At 58.9% G+C, this 18,535-nt stretch carries 16 protein-coding genes; 6 read left to right on the forward strand and 10 right to left on the reverse strand.

The features are described from left to right. Positions 1–64: 64 nt before the first annotated feature. The 6 genes from VGN12_23475 to VGN12_23500 form a co-directional block, all read right to left on the reverse strand. Positions 65–2,341, reverse strand: a complete 2,277-nt coding sequence (locus VGN12_23475; protein HEY4312429.1) for a hypothetical protein — start codon at positions 2,339–2,341, stop codon at positions 65–67. Then, a complete protein-coding gene (locus VGN12_23480) occupies positions 2,334–3,218 on the reverse strand; it encodes an ABC transporter ATP-binding protein (protein ID HEY4312430.1) in 885 nt (294 codons plus the stop codon). Before VGN12_23480 ends, VGN12_23475 begins: the two co-directional genes overlap by 8 nt. Continuing rightward, positions 3,185–3,610, reverse strand: coding sequence for a GntR family transcriptional regulator (locus VGN12_23485; GenBank protein ID HEY4312431.1), 426 nt, complete (start codon positions 3,608–3,610; stop codon positions 3,185–3,187). Before VGN12_23485 ends, VGN12_23480 begins: the two co-directional genes overlap by 34 nt. Before the next feature lie 175 nt (positions 3,611–3,785). Next, on the reverse strand, positions 3,786–4,283 hold the full coding sequence (gene msrB / locus VGN12_23490) for a peptide-methionine (R)-S-oxide reductase MsrB (GenBank protein HEY4312432.1): 498 nt from the start codon (positions 4,281–4,283) through the stop codon (positions 3,786–3,788). Positions 4,284–4,449: 166 nt separating this feature from the next. Further along, positions 4,450–4,686 carry a hypothetical protein gene (locus VGN12_23495; GenBank protein HEY4312433.1) on the reverse strand — a complete coding sequence of 79 codons (237 nt, stop codon included), beginning with the start codon at positions 4,684–4,686 and terminating at the stop codon, positions 4,450–4,452. Positions 4,687–4,948: 262 nt separating this feature from the next. After that, complete coding sequence (locus VGN12_23500; GenBank protein ID HEY4312434.1) at positions 4,949–6,568, reverse strand: carboxylesterase/lipase family protein; 1,620 nt, start codon at positions 6,566–6,568, stop codon at positions 4,949–4,951. A gap of 274 nt (positions 6,569–6,842) precedes the next feature. Between VGN12_23500 and VGN12_23505 the strand changes: the two genes are divergently transcribed. Next, on the forward strand, positions 6,843–9,005 hold the full coding sequence (locus tag VGN12_23505) for a penicillin acylase family protein (protein HEY4312435.1): 2,163 nt from the start codon (positions 6,843–6,845) through the stop codon (positions 9,003–9,005). A gap of 140 nt (positions 9,006–9,145) precedes the next feature. Continuing rightward, complete coding sequence (locus VGN12_23510) at positions 9,146–10,675, forward strand: trypsin-like peptidase domain-containing protein (protein HEY4312436.1); 1,530 nt, start codon at positions 9,146–9,148, stop codon at positions 10,673–10,675. Positions 10,676–10,855: 180 nt separating this feature from the next. On the opposite strand, the gene VGN12_23515 is transcribed toward VGN12_23510, so the two are convergent. From VGN12_23515 to VGN12_23525, 3 genes are all read right to left on the reverse strand, one after another. After that, positions 10,856–11,902 carry a kelch repeat-containing protein gene (locus VGN12_23515; GenBank protein ID HEY4312437.1) on the reverse strand — a complete coding sequence of 349 codons (1,047 nt, stop codon included), beginning with the start codon at positions 11,900–11,902 and terminating at the stop codon, positions 10,856–10,858. 89 nt (positions 11,903–11,991) lie between these two features. Then, positions 11,992–12,672 carry a hypothetical protein gene (locus VGN12_23520; protein HEY4312438.1) on the reverse strand — a complete coding sequence of 227 codons (681 nt, stop codon included), beginning with the start codon at positions 12,670–12,672 and terminating at the stop codon, positions 11,992–11,994. 214 nt (positions 12,673–12,886) lie between these two features. Next, positions 12,887–13,681: a PEP-CTERM sorting domain-containing protein gene (locus VGN12_23525; GenBank protein ID HEY4312439.1), complete on the reverse strand. Its 795-nt coding sequence runs from the start codon at positions 13,679–13,681 to the stop codon at positions 12,887–12,889. 767 nt (positions 13,682–14,448) lie between these two features. Here VGN12_23525 and VGN12_23530 point away from each other — a divergent pair. From VGN12_23530 to VGN12_23540, 3 genes are all read left to right on the forward strand, one after another. Beyond that, on the forward strand, positions 14,449–15,384 hold the full coding sequence (locus tag VGN12_23530; protein ID HEY4312440.1) for a DUF1559 domain-containing protein: 936 nt from the start codon (positions 14,449–14,451) through the stop codon (positions 15,382–15,384). A 124-nt stretch (positions 15,385–15,508) separates the two neighbouring features. After that, entirely contained in the window at positions 15,509–15,823 is a 315-nt protein-coding gene (locus VGN12_23535; GenBank protein ID HEY4312441.1) for a hypothetical protein, read from the forward strand. Positions 15,824–16,049: 226 nt separating this feature from the next. Further along, positions 16,050–16,226 (forward strand): hemin uptake protein HemP, encoded by a 177-nt coding sequence (locus VGN12_23540; GenBank protein HEY4312442.1) that lies wholly within the window; start codon positions 16,050–16,052, stop codon positions 16,224–16,226. 53 nt (positions 16,227–16,279) lie between these two features. Here VGN12_23540 and VGN12_23545 read toward each other — a convergent pair whose 3' ends face one another. Then, positions 16,280–16,984 carry a tetratricopeptide repeat protein gene (locus VGN12_23545; GenBank protein ID HEY4312443.1) on the reverse strand — a complete coding sequence of 235 codons (705 nt, stop codon included), beginning with the start codon at positions 16,982–16,984 and terminating at the stop codon, positions 16,280–16,282. 282 nt (positions 16,985–17,266) lie between these two features. Here VGN12_23545 and VGN12_23550 point away from each other — a divergent pair, with 282 nt between their 5' ends. Next, entirely contained in the window at positions 17,267–18,520 is a 1,254-nt protein-coding gene (locus VGN12_23550) for an aspartyl protease family protein (GenBank protein ID HEY4312444.1), read from the forward strand. Positions 18,521–18,535 lie beyond the last annotated feature (15 nt).

The raw sequence follows: 18,535 nt of genomic DNA on the forward strand, positions 1-18,535 counted from the left end.
GCCGCCCGCCCGCTAAAGCGTCGATTGTTCGTCTTGCACCGTCGACGTCATAGCGGGGGTGCGATCAAGCTCGTTGGCCTATTTCCATGCGCAGAAATCGACGCCCCATAATTCCTGCCAGAAGTAAGCCCATCAAGCCGCCGGCCCACGCATAGGAGAGCGGAAGTCGTGGCGCGAGATTCGCTGCTTCCCAATTGTTTGGCGTACCGTTTATTACGAGTGCCATCCACAGCGGTATCAGCGAAATGAGGCAGGTCAGTCCAAAAAACGCTAGAAGTGCAAGCCACATCCGGCCGATCACCACGAGCGTTGCTGCAAGCGAAACCGAGGTTGCCAGCGCTATGGGAAACAGAAGAGCGAAATCGATCGGTATCACGTTCCAACGGATTTGTAACGGCGTCTGAATGTTGACCCCCAGGGCCGCGATAGCCGAGGCTAGCACAGCCCCCGGAACCAAATCGACAACGAACGCGGCCATCCATTCTAGCAGTATGTCATGGCGCGATAGGGGGCGTGTGATTTCGAGGGGTAATACCTGCAATCGCATTCGCCATATTCCGCCGCAATGTAAGGCTGCCATTCCTAGCGTTCCCAGCGCGAAAAAACAGAGTGCTGAGGAAAGTGGATACCGTTCAAGGCCAACCTGCAGAATGGTCGGCACTTGAAAAACCGCCATGAGTAGCACGAGGATGATTGCCGGGGCTACTCGAAGGCCCCTATTTCCCAGCCGCCAGCGCTGCACTCGCTGCCACCACGTCCAATCGGTAGCTTCGCGATGGTGCCAAGATTCGATTTGCATTTCTCGTCGATCTTTGGCGAACAGCCAACTTTCGCGATAGGTTGAACTAACCAGGACCTGATCGCGGGTTTTAGCAGGCACTGCACCAGAACTGGCGGCCCATGATGGTAGCCGATTAAGCAGCGATACTGTGACGCCGCCGGCAATGACCGTTCCTCCCCAAAGCATCGTCAACAGCCACGGGTCCCGGCCGCGCAACGCGCGATCGAACAGCTCGGAGGAACACATCAGGGACATTGCGCCCAATGCTATCGTCATTGGCACATATGTCAGGCACCGCGCTCGTATCGGTGGAGTAGCCGGACGCAGTGATGTCAGCGACATGCAACCAATGCCCGATGCGACAACCGCCGCGGCGGGGGCCAGCGCCGCGTCCCAGCAAACCTGTGCTACGACCCGCGGAAACCACATGCCGCAGCAAACAATGGCGATCAACGCCAGCGATATGCCGATGATGGCATGGCTCGACCGGTATCGCGGGGCAAGTCGCGTGAGAGGGCTGCGGAACTGACTGGAAAGCTGGATGCCAACAATGACTGTCAGAAGTTCAAAGGGCACGAGCGGCAGCAGCCGTGCCGGCCACGGCAACTCATCGTATACCGATGCCTTCACGTGCATGTGAGGTAGGGCCGCCTTGGCGACGCGCAGCGGGGAAAGGCGACTCTCGGCTTGCAACCCTCCCACATATAGCAGCGATAATGACGGCGATCGCGCCAACTGCGCAAAGTCGCTTTCGGATAGATGCTTCTCAAAAGGGAAGTGATATGCGAAGTCGAGGACGAGAGTCTGGAGTCGTGGCAACTTGGCTAAATCGGACAATACGGCACCGCTCACGCCCATGCGCGAGTGAAAGACGATTGTTTCCAGGTTGGGTAATTCGGCAAGTGCGGCTAAATTCAGGGGCGGTGAATCCGAATAAATCTCGATGCGCCGCAGCTTTTGCCATGACTTGAGCGGGGCGAGATCGAGGCCACGGCCATAGAGTGTGAGATACTCAATATTCTTCAGTTGCGTAACGCGATCGAATCCGATCGGAGTCTCGCCATAGCAGGTATATTCGACCTGCCGCAGATTGGGGAATTCGTCAAGGATGCGATAGTAGTCCTCGCCGGGGCTGGCGTTGATTACCATCATCTTCCAAGGTTGTCCGGCCACCGGGGGCGGCGCGTGCATGCTGTACCACAGCGACGACAAATAGATCGTGTCCACGTCCCGCTCCCGCCCCGCGGCGCGGACTTCTTCCAGCGTCCGCGCAGAGTTAATGGCGAGGTTTCCCGTGGGTAACTGTGGGTATGCCTGATGGAAATGAGTCTCGCGCGACTTTTGCGTAAGGGTTAGTAGCCAAAACAACATTGCCAGCGCAAATACTCCCCACACCGCCGGTCGCGTCAGATACGAAACTGCGATCCACCAAAACCGCCGCGCCGTGCAGCCCAACCAAGTTCGTCGAATCCAAGCGTGCGCCGCATAGAACGTGGGGAATCGGCCGCAGTCGCTCACTTCGTGGTCGTTGCGCCCAGCTACTCCAAGTTTCTCAGGCATGGCTATTCAACTCCACGAAGATCTCTTCCAAGTTCAAATCTTCGACCCGTACTTCGGCCTCCCAGCGGTCGCGGAGTTCGTCCAGAAGCTCCGATGTAACGTTCGGCACGGCGGCCAGCGCGCTTGCTCCTTCGACCTTTAATCGTAGCGCGCCAGGCACGAAGAAATTGTGCGGGAAATCGCGCACGCCGCTCAGCCGCAGTCGTTTGACGCTGTCCTTCAGGTCGTCGAGCTCGGCAAAGTGGGCGATTCGCCCCTCGTGCAGGATCGCCACGTGTGTGGCCACGCGTTCCAGGTCAGAGCTGATGTGCGTCGAGAACAGCACCGTTCGCGAGGCATCGGCCGTCAATGTCATCAGCGAGCGCAAGAAATCGCGGCGGGCAATCGGGTCGAGGCTGGCGACCGGCTCGTCCAGGATTAAAAGGTCGGGCTTGTGCCCTAATGCGAGCACCAATGCCACAGTCTGCAATTGACCGGTGGAAAGCGTCTGCATGCGCGCGTTCATAGGCAATCGCCAACGCGCTGTGAGCTCTTCGGCCCAAGCGTCATCCCAATTCGCGTAGAACGATGCGGTATATGCGATCACGTGCCGCACTTTCATCCAGGCATACAAAGAAATCACCTGCGGGACGTAGCCTAGCCGTTCCTTCGAAGCCGGCGAAAGGTCCCAGGCAGGGTCACCGAAAAGGTGGCCCGAACCCGTGTCGGCGCGCAACAGGCCGAGCAGGCACTTAATGAGCGTGCTCTTGCCAGCACCATTAGTACCCATCAGTCCCACGATCGCGCCGCGCGGAATTTGCAGATTCACGCTGCGCAGGACCTGAGTTCGGCCGTAACTTTTGGTTAACTCGCGGACGTCGATGATTGTTTCAGCCACGCTCGTCGCTCCCTGAGGACGTTTTTAACCACGGCCAAAGCCTGCTGCTCGGTGAGATTCAATTGCACGGCCCGTGTCACCATCGCGTCGGCCAGCGGGGCCAGTTCGCGCTGTCGCTCGGCGACGCTGCCGGGCGTGGTAACCTGCCGCACCCGCATGCCGGTGCCACGTACGCGTTCCAGAACTCCGTCCGCCTCGAGCCTGGCATAGGCCTTCGAGACGGTCATCATGTTCACTTCCAAATCGGTAGCCAGTTGCCGAATGCTAGGTAGAAGCTGCCCGGCGCGCAACCGCTCGCTGGCCACCAGCGCCCGCACCTGGTCCATCAACTGACGGTATATGGGTACGCCCGAGGAAGGCTGAATCTGGAAGTTGATCGAAGCGTCCGTCACAAGTACATTCCTCGTCGTCGACCTCGATGCATTGGTGCATTATATCACTAATGCACATGATGTCGAGGAAAAAAATCGTGATGTTTTTTGGGGAGTGCGTGCGCGATCAGCCCGCGGTCACGCGGATGTAACGGCGAGCACACCGTGATCCGGGGTGAAGAGAGTTCGCGGCAATTTAGCCGGCAGGCTGGCTCGCCGCTGCGTCGTCTGCCAACGAAGCCAGATCACTCGAAGGTGTAAAGATCAGAGAGGCCGAGTTCAGGCAGTGCCGCTGTCCCGTCGGGGGCGGGCCGTCCGGAAATACGTGCCCTAGGTGGCAATCGCAGCGGGCACAAAGAATCTCGACGCGCACCATGCCGTAGCTGGTGTCGCGCTCTTCGGCCACATTTTCCTTTGCGATCGGCTGAAAGAAGCTGGGCCAGCCGGTGCCTGAGTTGAACTTCGCATCCGAAGAGAACAGCGGCAAGCTGCAGCATACGCAGCTGTAAACGCCCTGCTTTTTATTATCTAAGAGCGTGCCGCAGAAGGCTCGTTCCGTCCCCTTATCCCGAGCGATCTCGTACACATCGCGCGGCAGGCGCTCTTGCCACTGGGCGTCCGACAGTTCGATTCGAGGCGACTCGACTGGGCCCACAAGCTGACCAGCAGCATTAAACACAGCTACGCGCACCATCGAGCATTCCTTCATTCGCTGGCGATCATTCGGAGTGAGGCCGACTGAATAGCATGATAATGCTCGCGATAGCCGTTGGGGAGCGCGTCCCGAACGAGCCGCGACTCCTCACGGGCAACGCATCTGCGCGCTTCGATAGGATTGGCCGCGTGGTGGTCGGCCAACACTACCCGGCGAAGCGAACCAGATCGGCCATCGAGGGAGCACCAATTGCCAGGATCTCTCCTTCGGGCGTCGGATTGGGATTGGCCGTCGTTAGCATTTCCCACAGCGTTTGCTGGCGACGGTTGGCCACGAGCTGCCGATACCGACGCGTCTCGTTCGACCAGGATGCTTGCATCCGGCGGCAGGAATCCTTAATGGGGCTCTCTTTCCTCAGACGATTCGATAGAGTGCGCGACATGGTTCGATTCCTCCTGAAACTGATTGCCTAGCCGCCCATACCGGCCGCTCGATTTGGCGTGCCATGCATTGGGCGTTGCTGCGAATTGCAATTGGCGCGCCAAACGTCTCGCAATTGGGAAATCGCCAGGCGACGAAGTGTTTCTCTCGGCTTTTGGTTACCAGAGAGAGGAATAGTGGCAGCCGCGCAGCCAGCAAACTGACGCCGCCAGCTCGCAACGCGAAGGGAGCCGTGCAAGGCTTTCACGGTACACAAACGATAGCTACGGCTTGTCGCGTTTCGCGGCGTAATACTTCTCGAAGAAGTTGCACTGGGCTTCAAGCAGCGCATGCTCGGGCCTTACCGCGTCACCGAATTCGAGATAGCTTTGCGAGGCCGCGTCGTACCGCTTCCAGGTGGGGAGCGAACCGCCGTTGGGGTCGCCTGTAGCCGCGAAACGAACCCAGGCGCCGGAAACGTCTTCGGCGAGCTTGCGGTCGACGTCCGTGAATGGCCACTCTACTACCGGCAGATTATTGAAGACGTACAGAATCTCGGCCGCGTGATAAGCACCTACTTCGGCACTCCGCGGCGACGGCGGTACGTGCGAGAAGTAATATTGATAGGCCTTATTGCCTGAGCGTTCGGCCAGACGGGCCCAGGTGCGCATCTCCCAGGTGAACCATTCGTCGCGTATGCCCGCCAGGAATGCTGAACGAACGTCTTCGTCTGTCTTGGCCGGGTAAGCGGCCAGGAAATCATCAGCCAGGTCGCCGTATTTGGCGCGCACAGCGGCGGTGTAGGCGTCGATCGTCTTGGGAGTCGGCCCTGGGAACAAAGTTGTCCCTTCGTCGGCCGTGGAACCGACAATTACGGGCACCGGGTTTTGCTTGCCAGCGGCGAAGATTGCGTAAACATCGTAGGGCAGGATCCAGCCATCGACGTTGGGACGAATGCGTATGCCCGTTTTGTCGGCCGCGGCCAACAGTTCCTCAGCGGATTTAGCGCGCAGGGCTACCGCCGGATCGTCGGCCGTATCACAGTCAAGCTCGCGTGCCAGACGCTCACCGACCTTTTCGGCCGAGGGGACGCCGTGCCGTTCCTCTTTCAAAAATGGCATTGGCGCGAACGCGCCGCCACTTTGTCCTATCGCGCCGTGAAACAATCCCTTGGCTAGCGGCGAAGCGACCAGGTAGCAAACGCTCCACGATCCGGCCGACTCGCCGAAGATCGTCACTCGCGCTGGATCGCCACCGAAGCTGGCGATGTTTCGTTTAACCCACTCGAGCGCCGCGATCTGGTCGAGCATGCCGTAATTGCCCGACGAGGCGTGATCCGATTCCTTGCTCAAGGCCGGTAATGCCAAAAAACCGAACGGGCCCAGACGGTAGTTCAGCGTGACAACCACCGCCCCTTGTCGCGCAAGAGAAGTGCCGTCGTAGGGGGGGATCGAGCCTGAGCCGCGCGTCAGCGCGCCGCCATGAATCCACACCAGTACGGGCCGCTTCTCAGTGTTGCTCTTGGCCGCGGTCCAGACGTTCAGGAAGAGACAGTCTTCGCTCTGCGGCTGCGGCTTTTGCACATACATCGACCCTTCGGGATAGGGCGCTTGCGGGCAGACGGCGCCGAACTTCGTGGCGTCGCGCGTCCCTTCCCAGACCACGATCGGCTGCGGCGACTGCCAGCGCCGCGCGCCCACCGGTGGAGCGGCGAAGGGGATTCCCTTGTAGCTACGTATGCCATGCTGATCGACAGCACCGACGATTTTGCCACCTTCGACGGTGAGGGGCTCTTCAGCCCTGGCCGTTTGAGCCAGAATCGCTGCCCCTGGTCCGACTAGGAGCAGGAGCGAGGCCTGTATGCAAAACGCCGAACGAAATTGAACGCGCAACGATGTGGGCATGACAACCACCTCGACGAGTGTGAACGAAGTATCGACGAAGAAAGGGGCGCGAGCGGCCGCGGCGTATTGTCCGGCGCATCGTGAGTCGTGGCAACATGCAGGACTCCGGATTCATCGACACGGCGTCGATTGTGGAAAGCAATGAATAGCAACCGCCGAGAGGCTCGCCCGGCAAGTTTATTGAAGCCGTCAGTCGTGGCGGCTAAGCTGCGCTCGGCGTTGTGGCCGGGCGATGGGCACCTGGTGCAGTTCAATACGGGTGGAGTCACTTTTCATGGCACGACATCGACAAGTCAAATGTGGTGTAGGCGTCTCGCTTTTGATCGGGGCCGTGACTGTTGTACTGTCGACGGTCGGGCTAGCCGCCGATGCGCCGCCTTTGGCAAAGCGAGTGCAGATCCAGCGGACGCAATACGGCGTGCCGCATATCACGGGCGACACTCTGGGTGCCGCGGCGTTCGGCCTGGGCTATTGCCAGGCCGAGGATCATTGTCTGGACATTATGCGCGGTGTTTTGGCAGTTCGCGGCACGCTGGCCGACTCTTTCGGCGCAGGGGAAGAGAGCAAAAACGTCGAGTCGGATTTCTTCAATCGCCAGTTTCGCGTTTACGAGCGCTCGATTGCCTCGTATCACACGCTGGATCCCGACTATCGCGAGATGCTCGCCGGATTCGCCGGAGGACTGAACTTCTTCGCCGGCCGGCACCGCGACCAGTTGCCGCCGTGGATGCCTGAGGTCACGGCGCATGACATTGCCGCGTATGGTGTCGCTGGCGTGATGCGGTTTGCATTTAATCGCAACAACATCTTGAAAGAGTTTCTGGCCGAGCAGAATGTAAAGACGGCCATGTTCGATCACGAGCCGGACGAAACCATGACGGGCTCGAACATGTGGGCCTTTGCTCCCAGTCGTAGCGAGTCGGGGCACGCGATGCTGATGGGCAATCCGCACCAGCCGTGGGCGCCGGTTTCGACCTATTACGAAGCCCATGTGATCGTGCCGGGGCGGATGAACTTTTACGGCTCGACATTCATCGGGCGCCCGATCCTCACTAGCGGCTGGAACGAACATTTGGGTTGGTCGCACACGGTGAACCAGCCTGACCTGGAGGAAATCTACGAAGTCGCTCTCGATCCGGCGCGGCCGGATCATTACCTGTTTGACGGCGGATCAGTGCCGCTTACGCGCGACGACGTGACGATCAGCATTCGCTCCGGCACCGACCGCACTGATAGTATGCGCACGTTCTGGCATGCACCTCTTGGACCTGTCGTATATCGCACCGATAAGAAAGCGTACATCCTGCGCAATGCCAGCTACGAGAACTATCGGCCTTACGAGCAATGGCTGAGGATGTCGCAGGCAAAGAATCTCGACGAGTTCCGCAGCACGCTCGCATTGAATCTGCTGCCAATGTTCAACATTTGCTATGCAGATCGGGTCGGTAATATCTTCTTCATTTGGAACGGCACCGTTCCGGACCTGCCCCACCCGGCCCATCGTGCCGAACCTGTACCTGCCGCGGGTACGGCCGATGTTTGGACGCGGATTCATGGCACGGACGAGTTGCCACAGCTTTTGAATCCGCGTGGCGGCTACGTGCAGAACTGCAATTCTCCGCCCTATTTGACGAACTTACGGGTACCGTTGGATCCGGCGAGGTTCCCCACCCATTTTTCGCCGAATGACCTTAGTCTGCGTACGCAGCACAGCCTGCAACTGATCGATAACGATCGCAAGCTGTCGTTGGACGAAGTCATTCGCCTGAAGCACAGCCCAAGGATGTTGCTGGCGGATCGGGTGAAGAAGGACTTGATCGAGGTGATGCGTGCGACTGGTCCCACGGCCGAGGTCGAAGCGGCACTAACGATTTTAGACAAGTGGGACAACACCGTGGCCGCGGGTAGTCGGGGCGGGGCATTGTTCGCCGCCTGGTGGGATCGGTATTACGACAAGGCGAAGGAAACGTTTTCCTTAGCCTGGAACGCCGCCGAGCCGATGACCACGCCACGCGGCCTGGCGGATCGTGAGCGCGCTGTGAAGGCATTTGGCCGCGGACTTGATGACGTGATAAGCTCCTACGGGGCGACGGACATCTCTTGGGGCGACGCGCATCGGATTCGCAAAGGCAACGTCGATTTGCCGGTTTCGGGCGGACCGGGCTTGATGGGTTGCTTTCGCGTGATCGAATTCCGCAAAGACCACGATCGGCGGATGGTGGCCAACAGCGGCGACAGCTTCGTCTTTGCCGTGGAGTTCAGCGATCCGCCGCGTGCGTTTACCAACGTCGCCTACAGCCAGAGTGGTGTGTCGGACTCGCCACATTTTGCGGACCAGGCACCGTTATTCAGCGCCAATCGCTTGAAGCCCGCCGCTTTCACCGCTGAGGAGATCAAAGCCCAAGCCATCAAGTCGTATCGGCCGGGCGAAGAATGACGTCGGATCTTTGGCGGCAATCGAATTACCGAGTAGCGATCGCGACGCATAGCGCCCGCTCGGTTGCAACGTTACATCTGTTGCCTCAGAATAACGGAAGCATTCCCACGTCCATGATTCCTTCGCACCCTCAGGCTTGTATGACGCGATTGCACGCGACCCGAAAAGTTCATCTGCGTTTCCTGGGAGCGTTTTGCATAGCGTGGACCGCAAGTTCGCTTGGACACAATCTCCCGGCAAAGGCCGAGCAGGACGCCATTCGCCCGTCGGTCGTCAAAATCCATACGACACAGCGATTGCCCGACTTCTTCCGGCCGTGGACGAAATCCTCGTCGCGTGAAATGTCGGGAACCGGATTTGTCATCGACGGCAAGCGTATCCTGACCAACGCCCATGTGGTGGGATATCCGAGCCAGATTTACGTGCAGCCGTACCAATCGGCCGAGAAATTTCTGGCCAAGGTGGTGGCGATCGCCACGCCAATCGACCTGGCGATTCTCAGCGTCGAAGACGAGACGTTCTTCGACGACCGGCCGGCGCTGTCGCTCGACGAGGGATTGCCGCGTGTGAAGGCGCCGGTCAACGTGTATGGCTTTCCCGTCGGCGGCGATCAGATGAGCGTCACCGAAGGCATCTCGTCGCGCGTCGAGTACACGGGCTATTATTTCGGCGTCTCCGGTTTACGAATTCAAATCGATGCCGCGCTGAATCCGGGAAACAGTGGCGGTCCGGCCATTTCGGACGGTCGTGTCATCGGGGTGGCCTTTAGCGGGCTGACCACGGCCGACAATATCGGTTATTTGATTCCAGCCGAGGAAGTACGTACTTTTCTCAGCGATGTTGCCGACGGCCATTACGATGGTAAGCAGCAATTGTGGGAGGAGTTTCAAACCACGGAGAATGACGCCCTGCGCACGTGGCTGAAAATTCCCAAGGAGGCCGGCGGGTGCATGATCACCCGATCTCGCAAGAGCGAAACTGAACTCCCGCTGCACGAGCATGATGTCGTGACGCAGATCGGTCCGCACGTACTCGACCGCAGCGGAAATGTGCGGCTAGGAGACGACCTGCAGGTCATGTTCACCTACTACGTGCCCAAGCTGGCGCATGATGGCATCGTGCCGCTGACGGTGTTGCGCGGAGGGGAATCGATTGCGATCGATGCGCCGGTCGCGGCGCGTCGCCCACGCGTGATACCGCGTTTAGACGGCGCTTATCCCTCGTATTTCATCCTGGGACCGATGGTGTTCACGACCGCCAGCGCGGAACTGGTCGGCGGCATCTTCAGCGATCAGCGCTACCTGGCGTTCATGTCTGGTAAGAAGAGCCCGCTGGTGTCGCGCGTGAATGATCAGCCGGCTTTCGAAGGAGAGGAACTGGTAATGATTCCCTCTCCGTTCTTTTCGCACCGATTGACCAAGGGATACGATTCGCCGGCGCTGCACGTCGTGGCAAAAGTAAACGACGTACCGGTAAAGAACCTGGCGCACCTGGTCGAGTTGCTGCGTGACAGCAAGGACGAGTTTCTGGAATTCCAATTCGCCGAGACCGAAGTCGAGACGCTGGTCTTCCGTCGGCAAGAGATGTTCGACGCGACCGAAGATATCCTGACCGACAACGGCGTGCGCAAGCAGTACTCGGACGACTTGCATGCCGTTTGGAAAAAGTGAGTACGACAACGCCTGTTTCTTCGTAAGTCGCGGCGAAAGCCGAGCCGCGGGAGTTGTGCTCCCGATTCGCGTGCTGGCGCTGAGGTTGCCGACTTCCTACGGGCGCGCATCGGCAAACCGACAAGCCGTTGCCGCGACACGTATTGCCGACCACGACACTTTTCTAGGCAACGAATCTGATCAGCGGGCAACGTCGCCTGATAGGGCCCGTTCGGCTTTCGCCTGCTTGGTCGGGCCAACGGGCACGGCTTCGATCGTGGCAAGGTTATCCCCTCCGCGTGCGCCGCCGACGATCAGGATTTCGTCGCCGTGTGGCACCAGGCGATGCACGATGCGCGGTTTCAGCTTTACAACGAAATCCCACTTGTTGCCGGCTTCGTCCAGCCGTAGGAGCGAACCGTCCGCGACGCTGGCGTACAGGTTATTTCCCAACGCACAGGACGCGGGCGCGAATCCGTTATGATCCGCGCCTGGCAGTTCGGGGGCAGTGCTCCATTTCTTGGTGACCGGGTCGTAAATGTCAACGCGTCGTAGCGGCTGATTATCCTCGTTGAATCCGCCGATGACGAAGATTCGCCCGCCGTGAACGGCGACGATCAAAGCACGCCGCTGGAAGGGCTGCTCGATCTCATGCCAGGTGGGCTCCTTGCCCTGCAGGTCGAGCACGAGAGCCTTGTCGAGCCAATCCTCGCCGTCCTCGCCGCGCATGTTCCAGCCTCCGAGGACGTACAGTTTGCCGTCGATGATGGCCACGTCGTGTGACGACCGTGGCACTGGCAGGGAAGGCAGCGCCTGCCACTTGCCGGACGCCGGATCAAAGCAGGTGACGTCCGCTACCGAATGATTGTCGGTCGGATCACCAGGCTTATTGCGCGGTTCCATGCCGCCGATGCGGTAGACCTTGCCGGCGTGGCTGGCCAGATTCATGCCTTGCAGTCCGGGACCGCCCGGGAGTTCTTCCCACGCCTTTCCGTCGGCCAGCTTCAAGCGCGCGAAGCGACCGGAAACAGCCTCGGTCGAGTAAGTGTGTACGCGGGCGATGTGGCCGCCGTATGTGTACAGCCAGCCGTCGCAGCCGACAGCGCCGAAACTGGACGCCGCCACGGGCATGTCGGCGTAATGCTTCGCCGGGGGCGTTTCTTCGGCGAATGTGGAGGTCGACATCCCCACCGGCAGCATCGCAAGCAGCAGGCAAGGTACGGCATAAACGAATTGGCGAATGGACATGAATAACTGGCCTTAAAAAATGGGTTCGGAATTTGGGCGGTTGTATTGCTGTGCCCTACAGCGGGTACGCCGCTTCGTAGGTTAGCGGCTTATTTTGCAACGCCAACGTCAATCACGAGCGTCGCGTAATGTCGTGTTTCTTCAAAAGGTTTGCCACCGCTTTCGCCCCCTTTGGCTTCGAAGTGGCGCGTCCAGGCACCAAAACGGCCTGTCTGAGGAAAGGTGGTCGTCTGGCCAGCGGCGTCGGTCATAGTCTTTGTCCGCTCGCCGTCGGGCAGAACCACGTTCACTTCCGCGTTGGCCACAGGCTTGCCCTGCGCTACGACGCGGAAGGCGACCGCCCCTGCTTTGCCGATTGAAATGATCTCGACGGGGGCCTTGTCCCCGAGCGAGGCGTGCGGATCGAATGCGTCGCCAAGGATCGTCTTCGGATGATAAACCAGCAGAAAGGGCTTGGTGTTGCCGCGTTGCATAACCCCCAAGTCCGCGATGCCATGGACGACGCGCTGGCCGTGGCCCGGGAGCTCGGTCTCGGCGCTGTCATCGGCGGTTTTGCGAAGCACCAGCGGTGCATCATGACCGCTTTCATCGCGAACATACAGTTTGGCGTTGTCCTTCAAGATCAAGTCGACCTCGGCGTCAGGCGAAAGATCTTCGCTGAGAACGACTTTGGCCTTGGCCCCGTCCGCCTGCGGGACGACAAATACGAAATGGGCCTGGGCTACATCCGCCATGCCGCATAGCGTTGCCAGCAGCAGCCAACGGGTCATTGGTTTTGCATTTCGACGGTGAGATAGCAAAACGGAACTCCTCCGCGGCAATGGTGCGCCGCAATTGAGAGCAACCGTCGTGCCGGGCTGGCCCCTAACAGCTACGCCAGCCCGGGCACGACGTTTAGTTACGACGGAACGCTTGGGCATTCCGTTACCGATCGAACTTGGATTGGGCAGAATCATCCGTGTTTGCCTCGTCGTTGAAAAGTGATTACGAACGCGATTCCTTGCGGCGGCGCACGTTCCATAGCACGACCGACCCCAGGCCGGCCATCAGGCTCAGCGCGACGGTCGACGGTTCGGGCACGGCAGACGCGTGAGTATCGACCGACACGGCTTCGATGGCCGCGGACGTGACGCCCCAACCCAAGGTCAGCGTCAGACTGGACGTGTCTTGCGGAAGGGTGAAAGTCCACAGATTGTCGACCGTGTAAGCAGTGCCTAGTCCACCGAAGTCCGAGCCACCGTCATTGAAGGCCTGGGAGTACGCATAAGACGGCAAAGTGTTTACCTGGAACGAATGGGCGTTGCCGCCTGGATCGGTATACGTCGCAGTCAGGTTGGTCGGATCGATCAGGCTGCCGAATGACTGCACTTCGATCGAAACACGGAGGTTGTGCCCCGCCTGGTTGTAGCCGGGAATTACAACCACGGGGGTCAACACACCGCTAAACGAGTAAATATCTGTGCCTGCTTGAAAGGCGCCGTCGCCGGGTGCGGTGCTGTCGTAGAAGACCGGCTGCACGGATCCGCCAGCGTTCGGATTCAACAGCGTCGGAGCGGCCAACGGGCTGCCCGAGGTGGGGACCGAGGCGGTGGGGGACATCGAGTTCCATTCTTGATACGTGCTGAGATTGGCCGTGGCCTGAGCGTTGGTGGTCGGACGCCCCCAGACCGGCAGCACGGGCGTGTTTAGCGCTCCGGCATGGGCCAAATTGCTCGTGATGGTCAATGAAACAAGCGTCATCGTGGCGTAAAAATATTTTCCGACAAACGTCCGCGTCATGTATATGTGTCCTTCAAAGGTGGATTATCAGATCACTGGCCGATTAAGCCTGGCAAAAGCACGTCGAATTGTTGCTTTGCATTAGCGTCTCTCCCGCATTTCTTGTCGTCGCGACAGGCCACGTTCCGGGCGTTAACCGGGCGAGCGGCTAGCGGGCCAATGGCTGGTGAACTGCTTTGATGGACACGAATCAAACGTAAAGAGCGTCCCTACGGAAAAAGCGATAAGCCCGCTGCGTATTTTGAAAAAACACGTTCGCTCTGGCCGCGAGGGCCCACCTCGAAATAGCCATTGAGCGAAGAGCTTCGCGATGCCGCGCGGGCAACTCTTGGTTGCTGCGCTTAAGAGAGGCGGGCGGGCGAGAGATTAGCTGGCGAGCCGCTCTGTCTGAGGACTCAAATCTTTATTGATACTGAGTCTCACTGGCACGCATTTTAGTTGCGTGGACGTTGCTGTCAAGAACTTTGTTCCAAGGGGTAACCCCGGAACTTCCCCGGAAAAGCCGCAAGTTTTGCGCGATATCGGCAGAAGTCGCTTGACGAGCGCGTGCGCTCGGGTATTATCAACGGACCGGAATTGAGACAAAGTCTCAATAGTCAGCCAGCCCGCTTTTCGCCCGCGCGCCACCTTCCGGAATCTTAATAATTCGTGCCGGCGGCCTATTCAGTGTCGAACTCGCGCAGGTGTAGTTCGCCGCGAGCCTTCCCGCCGGCGGAACGTGCAGCCGCTACTGGCTACGCCCGATCGCTGGCAGGGAGACGTCATTCATGGATTGTCGCAGGCAATTACTACGCTGCCGATCGCGCCTCGGATTCACGCTCGTCGAGCTGTTGGTCGTCATCGCGATCATTGGCATCTTGATTGCCATCCTGTTGCCAGCGGTGCAGTCGGCGCGCGAAACGGCGCGACGAACGCAGTGCGTCAACAATCTGAAGCAAATCGGCCTGGCAATGCAAATGTTCGACCAGGTTCGCGGCGCCTTGCCGGCAAGACTCGACCCATCATCGTACATTCCGCCAGGGACGCCAGTAATGTCTGACAAGGATAAAGATAAGTTAATCGGCCTGAGCGCCTTCTTCAGCATATTGCCGTTTCTCGAGGAAACGGCGCGCTTCCAACAATACAACCTTTCCAAACCTATGTCGGACGCGGGGAACGCGGCACTGATTAATGTCCCGCTGCCCGTTTACAGTTGTCCGTCGATGTTGATTAACGACGCTGCCCTCGCGTTGTATCCGGGGTGGGCGAGTTACGCCGTCTGCACGGGAAGTGTTCTTAACCATTTTGCGAACGACACCGATCCTGAGTTCGACAATGGAGCGATCGTCAACATCGGCTGGGGCCCTACGTCGATAAACAAGATTCTCAGCGAGGACGGGACTACACACACGTTCCTCGCCGGAGAGATGAATTTTGGAATTCTCAATTATCCGACCGAAACGAATCCTCAGGGGGGAGCCGGGCAGTGGGCAAGCAGTTACCCGTTTTGCAGTACCGCCTCGACGAGCGGCGTTTTTGACGCCAACCGGAATGTGATCCTCGGTACCTTCTTCGAGCTCGACACATTTCGAAGCGATCACATCAATGGTGTGAACATGCTGATGGTCGATGGCTCGGTCCATTTTATGCAGAAATTTACCCACCCTGACACACTCAAATACCTAGCGAAGCGCAACGATGGGCAAGCGGTCGAACCGTTCTAAAAGAACGGTGAGTGCGATCATCGTGGGCTTCGTTTGCGCGAGCGCACTTGGTTGCGCGCCGTCGCCGAGAACGGTCGAAGGCGAGGTGACGCTTGACGGAAATCCACTGAAAGAAGCGGCTGTTATGTTCGTGCCACTCGATCACGGTCGCAGCAAGACGGCGGCCCTGATTGTCGACGGAAAATACACATTGCCGGTAAAGGACGGACTGCTCCCAGGTACGTACCGTGTCGAGATCGTCGATGCCCCGCCGCTCGGCGCGAGCGAGCACGCTGCGGCTGGCGCGGCGCAGGGTAAACCGAAAGTAAAACGCCGAAAGTTACCGCCTGATTACTCGCACAGATCGCCGTTTCGATTGGACGTACCGGCGACCAAATCGGGTGCCGCACTGACAGCGAGCTATGAACTGAAATCGAATCCAGCTGACCGCAATCACTAAACAGTGACGAACGAAGCCGTGAAGAACGTGACAACATCTATTTCTTGCACACGAGGTATCCATGTTCGAACAAAGAGTCTGCGACCAACCGCCGGGCGCTCCGGCAGCACGCTGGCTTTCGCCTGGTGCGACGCCAACGGCTCAAGCGCCGCTGGCCTCATGGTTGCGCGGCGGCAGAACAAACCTTAATCGCTCCACACTCGCCTCGCGATCCGCCAGGTTTCCTATGACAAACGACGTGCCCCAAGATGTGCCCTCGATATCATCGCCGCAGCCGGTAGTGCCGCGCGAGATTAACTCGCTGGACTTGATGCGGGGCGATCGCGAAATCGTGATCCGCCACGGCAATGAGCTATACCGCTTGAACGTGACACGCAGCGGGAAGCTGATTCTGCGTAAGTGATCGTGGAACGTGACGTGTAACGCAAGTCGTGAGGGGCCGGGGCGAATTCGTCGTTACGGCGTTCGATAAGGTTTGCCTTGCTTGTAGAGCGTGAGTCGGTCCTTGAATCCTTGATCGCTCGCGCCCAGCTCGATCGCCTTTTCTTCCCACTTGATGGCGGCATCGAAATTGCTAACCTCGGCGTAAGCCGCCGCGAGCGTATCGATCGCCGCGGGATTCTGATATTTGCCAAACTCGCAGGCAAAAGTTGCCAGTTCCACGGCCCGGCGGCCGTTGCGAATTTCGTCCAGCGGGCAGGTGCTCAGCAACCACGCCAGGTTGCCGCAGACGACGACATTTTTATTGTCGAGTCGCCAGGCCGTGACCAGGTCGTTGCGGACCGAGATGTATTTACGCTGCTCGGTCCATAACTGCGCACGTAGCACGTAGGCCAACTGATACTTGGGGTCCAATCGCAAGGCCTGATCGCAATCAGCCATTGCTTTCTCGTTCTCCTTCTTGGCCGCCAGTGTCAGGCCGCGTTCCAGGTAAAAGATTGGCTTTTGCGGATCGAGTTCAATGGCCGCGGTGAAATCCGCAACGGCTTTATCCGAATCTCCCTCGCGGCGCCATAGCTCACCGCGCGTTTGGAAATCGCCCGCGGTGCGTGGATTGGGAATATCAGAGGGCTTGCGCGGGATCGATGGTGGTTGCGCAACTACCACGCCTGTGGCCAGCGGGATCAAGATCATTAAGACGAAGAAGTAAATTCGGCGCACGGACTATCCTTCGCTAATCAGTTCTCTTTGAAGTCGGCATAGCTTGTTGGTATTCTTGCTCGCACGCGTGCCGCTGTACAGCAAGCATCCCGCGACCGTTTGGTAACCGCCGACATTTTGAAAATCGATGATCGAATCGCAATTCGTGGTGGGCGAATTCGCGAGAAGCCGTTACGATTTCTCCTAAGCCGGTCGCGGCGAAACAGCCGTGATGACAATTCTTCGGGGGCAATTGCGATTTTTGGGTGCGGCCTATAGTCGCCCTATGGAAAGCATTGCCGTATGATTGCGCCTGCCCGTTTGTCGATCAGCGATAGTTTGGCTCTTCTCTTATTCGCCCTGGTTTTGCTTGCGCCGCAGCAATTGCAGGCCGCTGGCTCGATCACGCTAGGGCCCTCGGACGGCGTTGCCCTGGATCAACCGCGGGTGAGCGTGGCCGTTGTCGATCCCGCGACGCAGAACAATCTCGGCCCTGAATCTTCGAACAGTTTCCTGCTCGATACGGGGGCGAATGACATCCTGGTCGGAGGTAACGCTTACAGCGAACTGCAATCGTCGGGCTACAAGACGGTGGCCAAGTACAACGACTTCGGCATCGGCGGAACGGCCACGATGGACGTTTCGAAACCGTACGAGCTCAACTTCGCCGGCGACGATGGCGTGCCGATCGCGCTGCCGAATACTCGGCTGCTGTCGAATCCGGATGCCGACGTTGGTTTCGACGGCATCGTCGGCACCCCGGCCTTGATGGGACGGACGACTGATATCAATATGTCTGCATGGTCGGGTGGCAATTTCGATACGTTGCAGACCAGTTTTTCGAATTCCGCTCCGCCGATCGCAGCTGCGCAGTATCACGTGCCGCTGACGCTACAGAGTTTTCCTCCGACCGGGCAACAGAACGCGGGCGATCCGCTGCCCACTTTCGCTCCGCTGGTCACGGCGCCTGTCGCGGTTGCGAATCAAAATCACGTCCTCAACTCGCAGTTCATCGTCGATACCGGCGCGCAGATATCCATCATCTCGACGGCCACAGCGGCAGCGCTGGGAATCGATCCGTCGCGTGACGCGGTCGATTCTCTCGATCTGAGCGGCATTGCCGGAACGGTCACCGTGCCGATCGTGGACGTGGGATCTTTGGCGGTGAAAACTACTGAAGGGGTGAATCTGATTTGGACCGGCTTGCAGGTCGGCGTGTATGACATCGATCCGAGCGTTGCCGGAGTGTTCGGCATGGACTTTCTGACCAGCGGTTGGCTGAACACGCTGTTCGGCGGCCCGGACGGTTATTTGAATCACGCCTATTTCGACTTCCGCAACGCCGCCAACAACGTTGCCACGATGGTGCTTGATGTAAATCCGGCCCTGAATCACGTCGTTTTGACCGGCGACCTGAACCGCGACGGCATCGTCAATGCGCAAGACCTAGCGCAGGTAGCCAGCAATTGGCTGAAAACGGGTTCCGGGCTTGCCGCGGACGCCAATGAAGATGGTATCGTCAATGGGCAGGATCTGGCACTGATCTCGGCCAACTAGCTGCAATCCTCGGGC

The sequence above is a fragment of the Pirellulales bacterium genome, assembly GCA_036499395.1.
Taxonomy (GTDB): Bacteria; Planctomycetota; Planctomycetia; order Pirellulales; family JACPPG01; genus JACPPG01.